Raw genomic sequence first — 15,801 nt, forward strand, 5'->3', positions numbered from 1 at the left:
GGCGGGAGGGGTAAAACAGTGGCAGGGGGCTTCTGTGGGAGGGGGCTTGCTCCCGATGGACTGCATAGCAGTCCCATTTCGAGGCCGCTGCGCGGCCTATCGGGAGCAAGCCCCCTCCCACAATGGATTGCGTTTGACACACTTATAACCTTCCAACAAGTAACTTTTTGTCATGGATTTGCCTAATTAGACTGCTCCGGTATTTCTAATGCCGAGCTGCCTGTTCATGACTTCCCTCGCTGCCCCCGCTCTCCAGGCCGCAGCCAAACCGACCGCGCTTACGCCACCGGCGTTCGGCCCGCGCATCATCATCGGCCTGGTCGGCGTGCTGCTGGCGGTACTCGTATCTGGCCTCAACGAGATGGTCACCAAGGTTGCCCTCGCCGACATCCGGGGTGCGCTGTACCTCGGCTTTGACGAAGGCACCTGGCTGGTCGCCGCCTACACCGCGACCTCCGTGGCGGCGATGGCCTTTGCGCCTTGGTGCTCGGTGACGTTTTCCCTGCGCTGTTTCACGCTGTGTGCGATCGGTTTGTTTACGGTGCTGGGCATCCTGTGCCCGTTTGCACCGAACTACGAAAGCCTGCTGGTGCTGCGCACGGTTCAAGGCCTGGCGGGTGGTGCGCTGCCGCCGATGTTGATGACCGTGGCGCTGCGCTTCCTGCCGGCCAACGTCAAGCTGTACGGCTTGGCCGGGTATGCGCTTACCGCTACCTTCGGCCCGAGCCTGGGTACGCCACTGGCGGCGTTGTGGACCGAATACGTCGGCTGGCAATGGGCGTTCTGGCAGATAGTCGCACCGTGCCTGTTGGCCATGGCCGCGGTGGCTTACGGCTTGCCGCAAGATCCGCTACGCCTGGAGCGCTTCAAACAGTTCAACTGGCGCGGCTTGCTGCTGGGGTTCCCGGCGATCTGCATGCTGGTGATCGGCCTGTTGCAGGGCAATCGCCTGGACTGGTTCGAGTCGGGCCTGATCACCTTCCTGTTGAGTGGCGGCAGCCTGTTGCTGGTGCTGTTCATGCTTAATGAATGGTCGCACCCGGTACCGTTTTTTAAGTTGCAGATGCTCGGCCTGCGCAACTTGGCGTTTGCCCTGATCGTGCTGGCTGGCGTGCTGGTGGTGCTGACGTCGGTGATCATTATCCCGTCGAGTTTTCTCGCCCAGGTCCAGGGTTATCGCCCACTGCAAACCGCGCCGGTAATGCTACTGATGGCACTGCCGCAGTTGATCGCGCTGCCGTTGGTGGCGGCGCTGTGCAACCTGCGCGGGGTCGATTGCCGGTGGGTGCTGGGGATCGGTTTGAGCCTGTTGGTGCTGTGTTGCGTCGGCAGTTCGCACCTGACCTCGGCGTGGGTTCGTGACGATTTCTATGGCTGGTACCTGTTGCAAATATTCGGTCAGCCGATGGCGGTGCTGCCGCTATTGATGCTTTCCACCGGCAGCATCCAGCCGATGGACGGGCCGTACGCTTCGGCCTGGTTCAACACCATCAAGGGGCTCGCCGCCGTGGTCGCCACCGCCGTGCTGGATACCTTGACCACACAGCGCCTGCATTTTCACTCGACCCTGTTGGTAGACAGCCTGGGCAACTCGCCCCTGGCCGACGGCGACTCACCGGGCCTGGCCCGGCGCCTGCACGAACAGGCCGTGGTGCTCACGTCTTCAGATCTCTACTACGTCATGGCCGCGGTCGCGGTGGCGTTGATCCTGCTGATTTTCTGGATGCCCACGCGGATCTTTCCGCCTCGCGCACCGACCTAGCCCAAAGGACTTCTCATGAAACGCAAAGACAAAATAGCCGTCTCCGTTATTGCGGTGTTCGCCGTGGGTGTGCTGGTTTACCTGGCCGTGCCGCAGCTTCTGGCCAACAAGCGCCAGACCACCAACGACGCTTTCGTCGCCGCCGACTTCACTTTGGTTGCGCCGCGCGTGGCGGGCTTCATCAAGGAAGTGCTGGTGGAAGACAACCAGCGCGTCAAAGCCGGCCAACTGCTGGCGCTGATCGACGATCGCGATTTTCGCGCCGCCGCCCAAGCGGCTGATGCGGATACCTTGGTGGCCCAGGCCCAATTGAAAAACGCCAACGCGACCCTGGAGCGCCAAAGCTCGGTGATCGCCCAGGCCCAGGCTACGGTGGCGGCTGATCGCGCCGAAATGGCCTTCGCCGAACACGAGTTGAATCGCTACAACCACCTTGCTGGTGTCGGCGCAGGCACGGTGCAGAACGCCCAGCAAGCCAAGACCCGCATCGATCAGGCCACCGCGCGTCTGGCCAAAGCCACGGCGGTGTTGGCGGCCGAGCGCAAGCAGGTGGAGATTCTCACCGCTCAGCGTGATGCCGCCGAAGGTGGACTCAAACGTGCCCAGGCCGCGCTGGAAATGGCCAGTTACCAGCTGTCCTACACCCGCATTGTTGCGCCAGTGGATGGCATGGTCGGCGAGCGTGCGGTACGGGTGGGCGCTTATGTGACGCCGGGCAGCAAGATCCTGGCGGTGGTGCCGTTGGCCGAGGCCTATGTAGTGGCCAATTTCCAGGAGACGCAACTGTCGCATATGCAGGCTGGCCAGGCGGTGCAGGTCAGTGTCGACAGCCTCGACGGCGAATTGCTCAAGGGGCATCTGGAAAGCCTTGCGCCCGCCACCGGGGTGACCTTTGCTTCGATCAAACCGGATAACGCCACGGGTAACTTCACCAAGGTGGTGCAGCGGATTCCGGTAAAGATTGTCCTCGAACCCAACCAGCCGCTGACCGAGCGCCTGCGCGTCGGTATGTCGGTGGAAGCCAGCGTCGACACACACGCAGTCGCGCAGCCGCGTGAGGTGGCACAGCAATGAGACAGATGGCCTGGCTTACCTTGAGCCTTATCAGCCTGAGCGCGTGTACCGTTGGCCCGGACTTCCAACGGCCCCAAGGTCCACACGTCACGCAATGGAGCCAACCCCAGGGGCGACAGGCTGCCAGCCGTGCAGTAACCGACCCGTTGCAGGAGCGCTGGTGGGACGTGTTTCACGACGCACAACTGTCGGCGCTGACCCGGCGTGCGCTCACCGACAACCTTGACCTGAAACTGGCCGGCAGCCGCCTGCAACAAAGCCGCGCCGTGCGCCAGGTGACCACCGCTGAGCGTTATCCCAACCTCGTTGCAGCGGGCGGCTATCAGCGCAAACGCAACAGCGGCAAAGGCTTGAGTGACCCGTCCGGCGAGAACGGTCGCGCAGCGTTCAACCAGTGGGATGCGGGCTTCTCCGCCGCTTGGGAGTTGGACTTCTGGGGCCGGGTCAAACGCGAAACCGAAGCTGCCGACGCTACGCTGCAAGTCGCTGAAGACGACCGCCGCGCTGTGCTGCTTTCGGTGCTTGCCGAGACGGCCCAGGACTACATCCAACTGCGTGGCGTGCAGAACACCCGCGCCGTCACCGAGCAAAACCTCGACGTCGCTCGCCACAGCCTCAAGCTCTCGCAATTGCGCCTGGCCGATGGTGTGGCCACGGATCTGGACGTCGCCGAAGCCGCTGCCCAGGTAGCGGCAATCGAAGCGCGCCTGCCGGAGTTGCAGCAACGCCAGGACCAACTGATCAACGCCCTGAGCCTGCTGATGGGCGAGCCGCCACAGGCGCTGCATGCGCAATTGTCCAAGGACGCCGCCGTGCCACAAACCCAGCGGCAGGTCGCTATAGGCCTGCCGTCGGAACTCGCGGAGCGTCGCCCTGATATTCGTCAGGCCGAGGCCCGTTTGCATGCAGCCACCGCCAACATCGGTGTGGCCAAGGGCGACTTCTACCCGCGTATCACCCTGTCCGGCAGTCTCGGTTCGCAGGCCATGCAACTCGCCGATTTCGGCTCCTGGGGCTCTCGCGCGTTTGCCTTCGGTCCGCAATTGAGCTTGCCGCTGTTCAATGGCGGGCGCCTGCAAGGCATGTTGAATTTGCGCGAAGCCCAGCAGCAGGAAGCGGCGCTGGCGTATCAGCAAACCGTGCTGCGGGCCTGGCACGAAATCGACGACCAGTTGACTCGCTACAACGCCAGCCAATTGCGGCGCGACAGCCTTGCCGAAGCCGTGCGCCAGAACCAGATCGCACTGACCACGGCACAGCAGCAGTACGTTGAAGGCGTGGTGGATTTCGTCAACGTGCTCACCGTGCAAAGCGCTTTGTTGGCGACGCAGGAGCAATGGGTGGAAAGCTCCACCGGCGTTTCGCTGGCGATGGTTGGCTTGTACAAAGCCTTGGGCGGTGGTTGGGAATCGGTGTACCCGCTGCAAACCGCGAAGCGCTGAATCACAAAGAGTTTTGTCAGTCCCTCACCAACAAGACCTACGTGTTGCAGTGCACCGGCGTGTCCTTCAGGGATTCTGCAAAAACACCACATACCCTCGAAACCACTCATTCCCTTGCAAATACCCCGGTGCTTCCCATTCCCCGCCTTGAATCAGCCCCACCTTGAACGGCAATCCCAATCGATTCATCCGAGGTAAGTACGCCGCGTAATCCGGGATGCTATGGCGGCCCTGATAGGTCTGCACCACCACCTCATCCACCACGCCCTTGAGCTGGGCGATGGCCGCCGGGTCGGCGTTGCTGCTCCAGTCCATCAGGCCGGTGATGCTCAGGCGCAGGTCGGCGGGCAGGCGTTGGCGCAGGTCGCGCAGGAAGGCTGCGTATTCGTGCAGGTATTGGGTGCGGGCGTCGAAGTCGATCTGGATCCCGACCACCGGGTTGCCGGCGTCGCGCCAGCGTTGCACCTGGCCGAACACTTGGGTGTAGATCTGCTCCGGCCAATGCAAGGTGTGGGCACGGTACACCACCCAGACCTTGCCTTGGGTGAGGCGCGGTACGCTGATGCCCTGGGCGATCAATTGCACGCCGCGCTGTGGCGCGCGGCGGGTGGAGTTGATCTGGCCCTGCAGGACGTACAGGGTTTTGGCCTGCTTGAGCACCGGCTGCGGCGTGACGCCGCTCCATAGCCAGAAGGTGTCATAGTCGCGGGCGTCAACAGCGCCAAAGGCCGGGCTTGCCAACAGCAGCAAGCCGAGCCACAGGTGCTTCACCAGTAGTACTGCAGAGACTTGCCCCACTCGGTGTCGGCAAAGCTGGTTTTGAGCTGGCGGAACCACGCCTTGCGCACGGCCGGTTCAACTTCATTGCCACCGCAGCTGTTATAGCCTGACGGCGCATAGCAGTTGATGGCGCGGAACAGGGCATAGGCCTTGTCGTTCTTCGGAGCCTTGGCGTTGGCGATGACGAGTTTGTAGCCGTCGAGCCGCGAGAAGGTTTCACCTTTGAAGTCCGACGCCGTACTGCCCAGGCTGCCGGCGGCGCGGGCTTGTTCCAGCGGCATGCCGTCCAGGCCGTTACGCAGGATGAACTCGCCGAAGCAATTCAGGCCCTGCGGGTTTTTCGCGTCGTTTTGCAAGGTTGCTGCGGTTTGCGCGATGCTCGGGCACGCATAGCCGGATTCGGCTTTGTCCCCGTTCCACTGGAACATTTTCAGGCTCTGGCCTGAGGTATAGACGTAGCCCAGGCTGGTGCCCAGCTTGTCTTCGGGCGTCGGGGCCGGCAGTTGCTTGAAGTCGGCGGCGAAGTCGGCGAACTGGCTGTGCAACAGGTCTTTATAAAGCAGCACGAATTGCGCGGTGTTGCGCTCCACGGGGTCACTGGCCTTGGCCAGTTGTTGGCGCAGCAGGTCCGGCCCGGCCACGTTGCGCAGCAGGATGTAACGCACTTGCTGGGCGCTGATCGGCGAGTCGGCGGCAAACACCTTGGCCAATTGGCCGCTGCGTTCGTAGTTCATGGCCAGGGCCAATTCCAGCTGGTCACGTTGCAGTGGCAGCTTGGCCAGCGGGAGCAATTGCAGCCACAGCGACTCGGCGGCTTTCCAGTCTTTTTTCTCCTCCAGGGCCAATGCGCGCAAGGTCTGTTGGCTGAAGGCGAAATAATCCAGGCTCGACGGCACTTCCTTGGGCAACAGCTTCAAGGCGTTGTCGGGCTGATGCTCGACGTACAGCGCGTAGGCCGCCTGTACGTAGTCGAACTGAGCCGGCTCATTGGCAAACACGCCTTTCTGCCCGTCGAGCTCTTCGCGAGTCAGTTCCGGCGGGGTATGGGCGCGCATCGCCATCAGGTCGGTGACCAACTGAATCATGGGGTTTTGCACGGTGCTGCGATTGACCATCAACAGTTTGAGGTCGGCTTCTTCCACCAGTTCTTCCAGCGACGCGTTGCGCTGTGTATCCGTCGCCTGGGTCAGTTGCCACGCATAGGCCTCGGCCAGTTTGTCGGTATCATCCGCCAGCCAGTACACCCGGCGCAGCAGGCCACGGGCCGAGGTGGCGTAAGCGCCCTGTGGATAAGTTTTCAGGTAACCGAGAAAGCCCTCTTCGGCGTTGCTCAGGGCCGACTTGTCCACACGCTCGAGCTTCGGCATGCCGTATTCGTCGAAGGCCTCGGCCTGTGCCTGGTTCAGCGATGTGCGGGCGGTCATGTACAGCGCGGTTTCTTTCAGCCAGGGCAGGGTGCTGCTGCTGGCAGCGGCAAAACCGCGTTCGGCGTCGCTGAAACGCCCGCTGTAGAAGTCGGCGGCTGCTTGCAGATAGGCACGCAGCAGTTGGCCTTCGGGCGACTGAATCTGTTGCGGCTCCACGACCTGGCCATTCCAATCGCAGGTGGCGAGCAACTGCACACGGGCTTTGACCAGCACGTCGCGCTCGGCCGCCGGCATGTCGGCCTTGACGACTTGGCCGATAAACGCCGCGGCGCTGTCGTCATCATTGCTGCGGCAACGGCTGCCTTCACCGCTGAGGAAAGCCTCGCCGGCGGCCTTGCTATCGCCGCGCTGGATGCCCAATGGCGCGAGCAGTTCGTCAAGCCCGGGGGCCGAGGAGTCGTCTGCTTCTGCGGGCGGGGTGTCATTGGACGTCAGGCGATACACCGGGAACGGCACTGGACCGAAGCCTTGCTCCAGGTCGGTGTCATTCAGTGCGTTGGGTGTCAGGGGCATCGCCTGTTTATCTGCCAGTAACAGGCGCAGGTTGATCCGGCTGTCATTGCCCGGGCTCAGGAAGGGCAGGTTGCTGCAGCCTTCAAGGCTGTCGCGTGATACCCGCCAGTCGGGGTAGCACGAATCATCGCCGCTGGCCTGGGCTTGGAAGGAAAGGCCGGCGAGCAACGCCAGACCCAGAGGAGGCAGAAAACCGATGCGCATGACGTGTCCTTTGATCCTGAGTCCTTGGAGGGTCGCAATCATAACGTACGCCTGCGAAGACGTCGGTAGCGCCCTACAATAAATTCAGATTTATCCGTTTTCGGTAGTGGCAATTTGATTTGCCTGCCCTAGACTGCCGACATCATCAGGGAGTAGTTACCGCATGGAGCCGTTACGTAGTTGGGTGTTTGGAGTTTCATGTCTGATGGGCCTGACGCAACTGGCCATGGCGGACGACCCGTTGCTGGATCACCCCCCTGCGGCGGCGACCGGCGCCGACGAGGCGCGTGGCGTGTTGCGTGCCCGCGACCAGGCGATGCTGGCCAGCGAGCTGTCGGGGCGGATCGTCGAGTTGCCCTTCAGCGAGGGCGAATCGTTCAAGAAGGGCGACACTCTGGCACGCTTCGACTGCTCGGCCTACCAGGCCCAGCTCAATGCCGCCCAGGCCGCCAGCCGTGGCGCCGGTGAGGAGCTTGCCCACAACAAACAACTGGCCGCACTCAACTCCGTCGGGCGTTTTGAAGTGGCCCGCGCCGAAGCCAAACTCACCGAGACCCAGGCTCAAACCCAGGTTTATCAAGTACAGGTCAAACGCTGCAGCGTGCTGGCGCCGTATGACGGCCAAGTGGTGCAGCGCAAGGTCCAGCGTTACGAAAGCGTATCGGCCGGGGCGCCGTTGCTGGAGATCGTCGATAACCACAGCCTGGAAATCCACCTGCGGGTGCCGTCGCGCTGGATGGGCAAACTCAAGCCCGGGCAAACCTTCAATTTCACTCCCGACGAAACCGGTCAGGCATTCACGGCCACGGTCAAGCGCCTGGGTGCTCGTATTGATGAAGGCAGCCAGACACTGCTGCTGGTCGCCACCTTGCCGAACGCTTCCGGGCTGCTGGCAGGCATGAGCGGTACTGCCCGCTTTGCGCAACTGCAATGAACGCACCGATGGCGGGCCACGCCGAGCGCGTGTTTGCGCAGTTTCTCGATCTTGAGCGTCAGATTCGTGCGGCGCGTACCACCGAGCAACTGGCCTACAGCCTGGTCAACGATGGCCAACCACTGTTTGGCTATCGCCATGCCGCCCTGTTGATCGCCGGTAAGGTGCGGGCGGTGACGGCGGTGAGCAGCGTCGACCCCAACGCGCCGTTCGTGGCTTTTGTCGAACAAGCGGTGGCGCAGTTGCACAAGCTGGCGTTGAGCCAGACCGCACGGGTGGTGCCGGCTGAGCAATTGAGTGGCGCGGTGCAAGCCGATTGGCAGGGCCTGTCGGCCGGGCATGTGTTCTGGCTGCCGTTGGTTGACCCCCAGGGCCGAGTGTTCGGCGGCCTGTGGCTGGCGCGGGACACGCCGTGGAGCCCGGCCGAGCAAGTACTGCTGGCGCAACTGGGCGACACTTGCAGCCATGCCTGGCATGCGTTGCAACCGCGCCAGCCGTGGCGCTTGCGCCTGACCCGCAAACGCCAGATAGCGGCGGTGGTGGCGTTGCTGCTGACGCTGCTGATCCCGGTACATCAGTCGGTGCTGGCGCCCGCCGAAGTGGTGCCGCTGGCCGGGCAAGTCGTCGCGGCGCCGCTGGATGGGGTGATCGCGGAGTTCCTGGTCAAACCTAACCAGACGGTGAAAACCGGCGACCTGTTGCTGCGCTTTGAAAGCACCACGCTGACGGCCCAGGCCGATGTGGCCGCGCGTGCGCTGGGCGTGGCCGAGGCGGAGCTCAAGGCCAATTCCCAGCGTGCCTTTGCCGATGCCGAGTCCAGCTCGAAGATTGACCTGCTGGCCGCCCGCGTCGAGCAAAAACGTGCTGAACGTGACTATGCGCGTGAGCTGCTCAAACGCAGCGAAGTCCGCGCCGAACGCGACGGGATCGCCGTATTTGCAGACGCCGATCGCTGGACCGGCAAACCGGTGCAAACCGGCGAGCGGCTGTTGCAGATCGCCGATCCGGCCCAGGCGGAGTTACGCATTGAGTTGGCGGTAGGCGATGCGATTGCCTTGGCGCCCAATGCCCAGGTCGCGCTGTTTCTCGACAGCGACCCGCTGCAACGGCACCTCGCGACCCTGCAACGGGTCGCCTATGAAGCGCAGCCCACACCGGGTGGGCAGTTGGCCTATCGCCTCGATGCGCAATTCGATGATGCGCCGCCCCGTATCGGCCTGCGCGGTACCGCGAAACTCTATGGAGAGCGGGCGCCGCTGGCCCTGTACCTGCTGCGCCGGCCGCTGGCGGGCTTACGCCAGAGCGTGGGTCTGTGATGAGCCTGCCCAGGCTGCGCGAAGACCTGCAACTGTCCGCCGCCGGCGCCGCATTGGACGGCTCGCCGCGCTGGACCCTGGCCGACCCGGTACGTGGGCGTTATTTCAAACTTGGCGCCAGCGCGATTCGTTTGTTGCGTCACTGGTCGCTGGGCGATCCGGAAAAAGTCCTGCAGGCCGCCAACCGCGAACCGGGTTTGCCCCTGGAGGGTCGCGAAGTGGAGGAGCTGCTGAGCTTTTTGCGTGCCCATGACCTGATCGCCGCCTTCGACCCGCAGCAGCGGGCGAGTTACCTCTATAAAGCGGCCGCGCAAAAGCGCAGCCTGTGGCAGGTGTTGCTGCATCAGTACCTGTTTTTCCGCATTCCGTTGTGGCGCCCGGATGCGTTTCTCAACCGTGTATGGCCTTGGCTGGCACGCTTTGGCCCGGGATTGTTGCGTTACGGCTTGCCAATCATCCTGGGCTTGGGCGTGTTTCTGGTCGCACGCGACTGGCAGCGTTTCCTGGCGACCTTCCCGCACCTGTTCAGCCTCGGCGGCGCCCTGGCATTCGGTGTGGCGTTGTTTTTCGCCAAGCTGTGCCATGAATTCGGCCATGCCTTCATGGCCAAGCGCGCCGGGTGCCGGGTGCAGAGCATGGGCGTGGCGTTCATGGTGTTGCTGCCGATGTTCTACACCGATGTGAGCGACGCGTGGCGGGTCAATGATCGCCGTGCGCGGTTGATGATCGGAGCCGGCGGGGTGATGGCCGAGTTGTTGCTGGCGTGCATTGCCCTGCTCGCATGGTCGTTGTTGCCCGACGGTCCGGCGCGCACGGCGGCGTTCATGTTGGCCAGCGCGACTTGGCTGACCACGTTGGCGATCAACCTCAACCCGTTCATGCGCTTTGATGGTTATTTTCTGATCAGTGACTGGTGGGGCGTGGATAACTTGCAAGGCCGCGCTTTTGCACTGTGCCGTTGGCGCCTGCGCGAACTGTTGTTCGGTTATGGCGAGCCGGCGCCGGAGCCCTGGTCGCCGACGATGCAACGACGCTTGCTGGGGTGGGGTTACCTGGCGTGGCTGTGGCGGGCGGCGCTGTTCCTTGGGATTGCGCTGGCGGTGTATCACCTGTTTTTCAAGCTGCTCGGGATCTTCCTGATGCTGGTGGAACTGGTGTGGTTCATCGGCTTGCCGATCTTCAAGGAGTGGCGCGAATGGTGGAGTCGTCGCACCCAGGCCCATGCCCCCCGGGTGTTGCTCAGCAGCCTGGGCCTGCTGTTGCTGCTGCTGGCGCTGGTGGTGCCGTGGCGCAGCGCCGTGGAGTTGCCGGCCATGCTCGAAGCCGGACGTGCCAGCGCATTGCATGCGCCCGTGGCGGCGCGGGTCAAGCAGGTACGGGTGGCCGATGGCGAAGCCGTCACCCAAGGCCAGGTATTGTTCGAGTTGGAGTCGCCGGATCTGGAGGCGCGACAAAGCATCGTGCGCCGTGAAGTGGAGATTCTGCAGTTGCAGATGCGTCGCCAGGCCGGGCGCACTGAAACGGCGGCGGATGCGGGGATCAACGATCAGCGTCTGTCCCAGGCCCTGGCCGAATACCGAGGCCTGGCCGCCCAGCGCGAGCGGTTGCTGTTGCGCGCACCCCATGCCGGCACGGTGCGCGATGTATTGCCGCAATTGAACGTGGGCCGTTGGCTGTCGCCCAAGGATTCGCTCGCGCAAGTGGTGGAAGAGGGGGCACGCCTGCGGGGTTACCTGGCCGAGGCAGAGTTGTGGCGTGTGGCCCCGGGCGCCACCGGGCGCTTTATCGCCGACGACCCGATGCATGCCGCTATCCCCGTCGAATTGACTGATATCGACACCAATGGCGTGGCCTACCTGGACCAGGAGGCACTCACCTCCGACCACCATGGGCCGATCGCCGTACGCCGTGATGAAAACCAGCGCCCGGAGCCGGTGCAGGCCCAGTACGGCGCGCGGTTGAAAAGCGTGCAGCCGATCCAAACACCCCGCCAGCCCCTGCGCGGTGTGGTGGTATTGCAAGGGCGCAGTGAGTCGGTGCTGGGCGTCGCCTGGCGTCGGGCGGCAGCATTGGGGGTGCGGGAAAGTGGGTTCTGACAGGAGTTGAACGATGTTGAACAAGGATGGCGCCCTGGCGCAGGGCTTGGTGGTACGCCCGTCACGCTGCAGCGATGGGCCGTTTTTGCAGAGCCTCTACCGCTCGGCGCGTGCGGATCTGCAATGGATCGATGGCGAGCAAGCGTTGGTGGAGGCGGTGATTGCCCAGCAGTTCCAGGTGCAGGAACGAGGGATGGACGAGCATTTTCCCGGCGCCCTGCATTATGTGATCGAGAAACTGGCCACGCCCATCGGTGCGTTGAGCGCCGACTTCGGGCCTGCTGAAATCCGTGTGTTGTACCTGGCTTTTGTCCCTACCGCGCGAGGGCAAGGCTTTGGTCGTGCGGTGTTGCAAGGGGTGCAGCAGGCCGCTGCCCAGGTGTGTTGCCCGGTGGCGACGGTGGTGTGGGCGAGTAACCCCCATGCGCGCCAGCATTATCTGGCGCTGGGGTTTGAGGTGGAAGAACAGACACCCGCCGCGCAGCGCCTGGTGTGGTACCCGTCTCAGTTGAAAACGATGCAGAAATAGCCGCGCTGGGTGTCGCGGCCCATCGCGGGTTCGCGGGATACGAACACGTTTTCCAGGCAGCTGTCCCCCAGAGGCAGGCGGCAGAGGCCGTCGACGAAATCGGTCGGTACGAGGCTTTCGAGCAACACGCTGAACGCCGTGCGTGAGCCGCCAGGCAGGCTGGCCTTGGGGGCGTGGGTGAGACGTTGGATCTGGATGGGCAATGCAGAACCATCGGGCAGGTAAAGCACGCTGGTCTGGTTCAACAAAGGCTGGAAATGATTGAGGGTCATCAGGTTCAGCATAAGGCGGCTCCACTTGAGAAATGCCGAGGCCCGTGGGCCTCGGCCAGGGGCTTAGCTGCGGGACGGAAAGATGCCGTTCAGCGCAATGCTGAAGTTGATCACCAGGAACGGGTTCATCGTGGCCATGGCCTGGCCTTGGCCGGCGGGATCGATGGTGCCGGTCAAGGTGGTACTGACGCCTTTGAGCGTCACCGGGTTGGCGCCCTGTTGGTCCGAGTAGATCGTCGCGCTGCCCGGGCCTGGGCCGGAAGCGCCGATAAACGCGTTGGCGGCAGTGGGGGCCGTGACCGGGTTGCTGGTGACACTGGTCAGTTGCACGGTGGTGGTGGAAGTGAAGGCCGCGGTGCCATGTGTGTGGGTCGGCAGGTTGGCCAGGGTGGCGGTGACGTTCTCTACCCCGGCGAACGCGCCGATGACTCGCGGCGACAGGTTCGCGCCGTTGCCTTGGCCGATGGGCAGGCGCCCCTGCAAATCCGGCAGCTTGAAGGACTGCACCCCGTCGCCGCCGTACGTGGTGGTGATCAGGGCGAACAGCGCCTGGTACTGGCTGATGGACAAGGTTTGACCGGCGCACAAGGCCCAGTCTCTAGGGGCGAAATTAAACGCGAACGGTTGAATAGTGCCGATGAATACTTCCATGGATCGTTCATCCTTGCTTATGGCTCTATGGGTGTGTGACGCCAATTGATCTGGCGTCATCGCAGAGCGTAGACGCCGCTGATGCGCGGCGCCCGGCGGTCGCGAAACCGCGAGCGAAACCGGGGCTTTTGGCCTAGAGTGGCGCATGTTGACGCAACGGCGGGGTTTGCCCGGGAAACGGGCAGTATCAGGGGAATTGAGGTGCGACGGTCTGTGGTAGAACAAGACAACAAAGTGGGGGTTTTTCCCGCAGTCAATCGCCTGTCGGCGGCTTGGGAAGGTGCCGATTGGCTCAGCCGTTTATGGTGGGTGCCGATTCTGGCGCTGGCCATGGCCGTGCGTTTCTATGGCCTCACGGCCGCGGCAATCTGGGGCGACGAAGGTTCGAGCCTGTTGTTGAGCGAATACGCCATCGACGACCTGTGGTTTCACGCGGCCCATGATGTGCACCCGCCCTTGTACTTTTTCATGTTGCGCGGTTGGATCGGGCTGTTTGGCGATGGCATCTGGTCGATTCGCGGCATGAGCGCAATCCCCGGCGTGGTCGCGGTGGGCCTGGGGATCTGGCTGACGCGGCAACTGTCCACCCGGCGCGCCGCGATAATGGCGGGTGTGCTGCTGGCGCTGTTCCCCACTGCCGTGCGCTACAGCCAGGAAGTGCGCATGTACTCGCTGCTGGCCGTGTGGCTGCTGGCCGCCACGCTGGCGCTGGTGTACTGGGTACGCCGGCCCGAGCGCACGCGCTACCTGGCGGCCTACGTGCTGCTGATGGTGGCCGGGTTCTATACCCATTACTTCACAGCCTTGTGTGTGCTGGTGCATTGGGCCTACCTGGGGCTGTTGTGCGCGTCCCAGGCGCCGGGCCAGCGTCTGATCCTGCGCCCTTCGTGGTGGTGCGCCAATACGCTGATCGTGGCGCTGTACCTGCCCTGGTTGCCGAACCTGCTGGACCTGATCCAACACGTCGAACAGCTCAAGGTCGGCGGCGATATCGGCTGGGAAGACCCGGTCACGCTGATCTCCGTGCCGTCGATGGTCTGGCAGTTCATGCTCCAGGATGAGGGCATCGACTTCTGGAAACCGTTGTTCTGGCTGTTTCCGCTGTTGCTGATTGGCGTCGTGGTTGCGACCGCCTGGCGTGATCGTGAGGCCCATCGGCCGGCCGGCCTGCTGGCGCTGTTCTTCCTGCTGCCGCTGTTGCTGGTGTACGCGGTGTCGTTTATTTCCCCGGTCTTTATCGAGCGCTACCTCACGGTGTATGCCCTCGGCTTGCCGATCATAGTGGCCTTGGCCATCGACCGTTTGCCCAAGCGGCTGTCACGTTGGGGCGTCGCGTTCCTGGTGCTGTTTGTCAGCGTGGAACTGCTGGGGGTGAAGAACAACGCCACCGTGGACGAGCATGACCAATTCAACGTGCCGGTGGAGTTCGTCAACCGTAACTATCAGGAAGACGACCGCATCGTCCTCAGTGACATGCTGTGGTACCTCAGCTACGTGTATTACGACCAGACCGACGCCCAACTCCAGCTCTACACGCCACCCAAACCCGACGGTACGCCGACTCGGCCGACCGCCTACGGCTTTGGCACCCTGGTTGACCAGGACGGTGGGCGCATTTATCTCGACCGTCTGTCGGCATTGCCGGCGGATACCCGCCGCGTGTGGCTGATCAGCAGTGCCGAGCCGCCGGATGATTTCGCCCCGATACCCGCCGATTGGCGCGAACTCATGCGTCAGGATGGCGGTGGCGCAAGGGCGCGCCTGTTTGTCCTGTGTCGCGGGCCAGAGCCTTCGCAGCCTGAGGGCTGTCGCTAATTGCGAATCGGCATTAGGAAAATGTCGAAATAGTGGCAAATAACCACTAGTGAGCACCGCAATCCTCAGCTACGCTTCGGGCATAAATGGATTTGTCCTACAAAGTGGTGAAAGGATTGCGCTATCACTTTATCTCCGGTCTGCCGCGTTCCGGCTCGACCTTACTTTCTGCGATCCTGCTGCAGAACCCCCGTTTTCGCGCGGGCATGAGCAGCCCCGTAGGGACGCTGTTCAATGGCGTGCTGGCGCAGTGCAGCGCCGGCAGCGAGTTTGGCTCGGTTATTGACCCGGACACCCGCCGTCGCCTGTTGCGCGGCCTGTTTGATGCTTACTACGGCGACAAACCCTCCACCCCCGTGGTGTTCGACACCAACCGCCAGTGGTGCGCGCGCATGCCTGCCTTGCACGACCTGTTCCCCCAGGCCAAGGTCATCGCCTGCGTGCGCAATGTCGCGTGGATCATGGACAGCCTGGAACGCCTCTACCGCGCCAATCCGTTTGAGAACACCAAACTGTTCAACGACGATATCGAGCGCAACACCGTGTACAGCCGCGTCGAAACCCTCGGCCAGCGCAATCGCCTGGTGGGTTATGCCTGGTCGGCCCTCAAAGAGGCTTACTACGGCGAAAACGCCGGTTCCATGCTGATCGTCGACTACGACCTGCTGTCCCAGGCGCCGGAGCGCGTGATGCGGTTGGTCTACGAATTCATCGGCGAGCCGTGGTTCGAGCATGACTTCGACAACCTCAGCTACGACGCACCGGACTTCGACGAGGCGCTGGGCGTCAGTGGGTTGCACCGGGTCAAGCCCAAGGTCGCGCTGCAACCTCGACGTACGATCCTGCCGCCCGACCTCTTCGAGCAGTTCGCGCATATGGATTTCTGGCGGGATGGGAGCCTGAGCGCCGCCAATGTGATTCGCACCAAAGCCGATGCCGTGATCAATTGATCGCGGTTTTTCCATAGCGGGTATCTGCATTCGACA

General features: G+C 63.1%; 13 protein-coding genes. 9 read left to right on the forward strand and 4 right to left on the reverse strand.

Going from position 1 to position 15,801, the window contains the following annotated elements; genetic code table 11:
* Positions 1–226: 226 nt before the first annotated feature.
* Genes JBE38_RS07340 through JBE38_RS07350 form a run of 3 tightly spaced genes read left to right on the forward strand, consistent with a single transcriptional unit; the run spans position 227 to position 4,278 of the window.
* Complete coding sequence (locus JBE38_RS07340; protein ID WP_205344024.1) at positions 227–1,762, forward strand: MFS transporter; 1,536 nt, start codon at positions 227–229, stop codon at positions 1,760–1,762.
* A gap of 15 nt (positions 1,763–1,777) precedes the next feature.
* Positions 1,778–2,836, forward strand: a complete 1,059-nt coding sequence (locus JBE38_RS07345; protein ID WP_161547545.1) for an HlyD family secretion protein — start codon at positions 1,778–1,780, stop codon at positions 2,834–2,836.
* Positions 2,833–4,278, forward strand: a complete 1,446-nt coding sequence (locus JBE38_RS07350) for an efflux transporter outer membrane subunit (RefSeq protein ID WP_205344025.1) — start codon at positions 2,833–2,835, stop codon at positions 4,276–4,278. The genes JBE38_RS07345 and JBE38_RS07350 overlap by 4 nt, the downstream gene beginning before the upstream one ends.
* Before the next feature lie 66 nt (positions 4,279–4,344).
* Here JBE38_RS07350 and JBE38_RS07355 read toward each other — a convergent pair whose 3' ends face one another.
* On the reverse strand, positions 4,345–5,049 hold the full coding sequence (locus JBE38_RS07355) for a DUF3142 domain-containing protein (RefSeq protein WP_205344026.1): 705 nt from the start codon (positions 5,047–5,049) through the stop codon (positions 4,345–4,347).
* Positions 5,046–7,202: an outer membrane assembly lipoprotein YfiO gene (locus JBE38_RS07360; RefSeq protein WP_205344027.1), complete on the reverse strand. Its 2,157-nt coding sequence runs from the start codon at positions 7,200–7,202 to the stop codon at positions 5,046–5,048. The genes JBE38_RS07355 and JBE38_RS07360 overlap by 4 nt, the downstream gene beginning before the upstream one ends.
* Positions 7,203–7,365: 163 nt before the next feature.
* On the opposite strand from JBE38_RS07360, the gene JBE38_RS07365 reads away from it, so the two are divergent.
* From JBE38_RS07365 to JBE38_RS07380, 4 genes are read left to right on the forward strand one after another with little or no spacing between them, the layout of a single operon-like run.
* The gene (locus tag JBE38_RS07365) at positions 7,366–8,136 is read left to right on the forward strand and encodes an efflux RND transporter periplasmic adaptor subunit (RefSeq protein WP_104995139.1); all 771 of its coding nucleotides are present in this window, start codon (positions 7,366–7,368) and stop codon (positions 8,134–8,136) included.
* Entirely contained in the window at positions 8,133–9,452 is a 1,320-nt protein-coding gene (locus tag JBE38_RS07370) for an efflux RND transporter periplasmic adaptor subunit (RefSeq protein WP_090367657.1), read from the forward strand. The genes JBE38_RS07365 and JBE38_RS07370 overlap by 4 nt, the downstream gene beginning before the upstream one ends.
* On the forward strand, positions 9,452–11,548 hold the full coding sequence (locus JBE38_RS07375; RefSeq protein WP_205344028.1) for an HlyD family efflux transporter periplasmic adaptor subunit: 2,097 nt from the start codon (positions 9,452–9,454) through the stop codon (positions 11,546–11,548). The genes JBE38_RS07370 and JBE38_RS07375 overlap by 1 nt, the downstream gene beginning before the upstream one ends.
* Positions 11,549–11,561: 13 nt before the next feature.
* A complete protein-coding gene (locus JBE38_RS07380; RefSeq protein ID WP_205344029.1) occupies positions 11,562–12,077 on the forward strand; it encodes a GNAT family N-acetyltransferase in 516 nt (171 codons plus the stop codon).
* On the opposite strand, the gene JBE38_RS07385 is transcribed toward JBE38_RS07380, so the two are convergent.
* Positions 12,053–12,361 (reverse strand): hypothetical protein, encoded by a 309-nt coding sequence (locus JBE38_RS07385; protein WP_060755488.1) that lies wholly within the window; start codon positions 12,359–12,361, stop codon positions 12,053–12,055. The two genes, JBE38_RS07380 and JBE38_RS07385, sit on opposite strands and share 25 nt — an antisense overlap.
* 51 nt (positions 12,362–12,412) lie before the next feature.
* Positions 12,413–13,000 carry a phage tail protein gene (locus JBE38_RS07390; RefSeq protein ID WP_205344030.1) on the reverse strand — a complete coding sequence of 196 codons (588 nt, stop codon included), beginning with the start codon at positions 12,998–13,000 and terminating at the stop codon, positions 12,413–12,415.
* Positions 13,001–13,201: 201 nt separating this feature from the next.
* Here JBE38_RS07390 and JBE38_RS07395 point away from each other — a divergent pair, with 201 nt between their 5' ends.
* A complete protein-coding gene (locus JBE38_RS07395) occupies positions 13,202–14,815 on the forward strand; it encodes a glycosyltransferase family 39 protein (RefSeq protein WP_205344031.1) in 1,614 nt (537 codons plus the stop codon).
* 86 nt (positions 14,816–14,901) lie between these two features.
* Positions 14,902–15,765, forward strand: a complete 864-nt coding sequence (locus JBE38_RS07400; RefSeq protein WP_205344032.1) for a sulfotransferase family protein — start codon at positions 14,902–14,904, stop codon at positions 15,763–15,765.
* Positions 15,766–15,801 lie beyond the last annotated feature (36 nt).

The organism is Pseudomonas sp. ICBG1301 (assembly GCF_016918385.1).
Taxonomy (GTDB): Bacteria; Pseudomonadota; Gammaproteobacteria; order Pseudomonadales; family Pseudomonadaceae; genus Aquipseudomonas; species Aquipseudomonas palleroniana.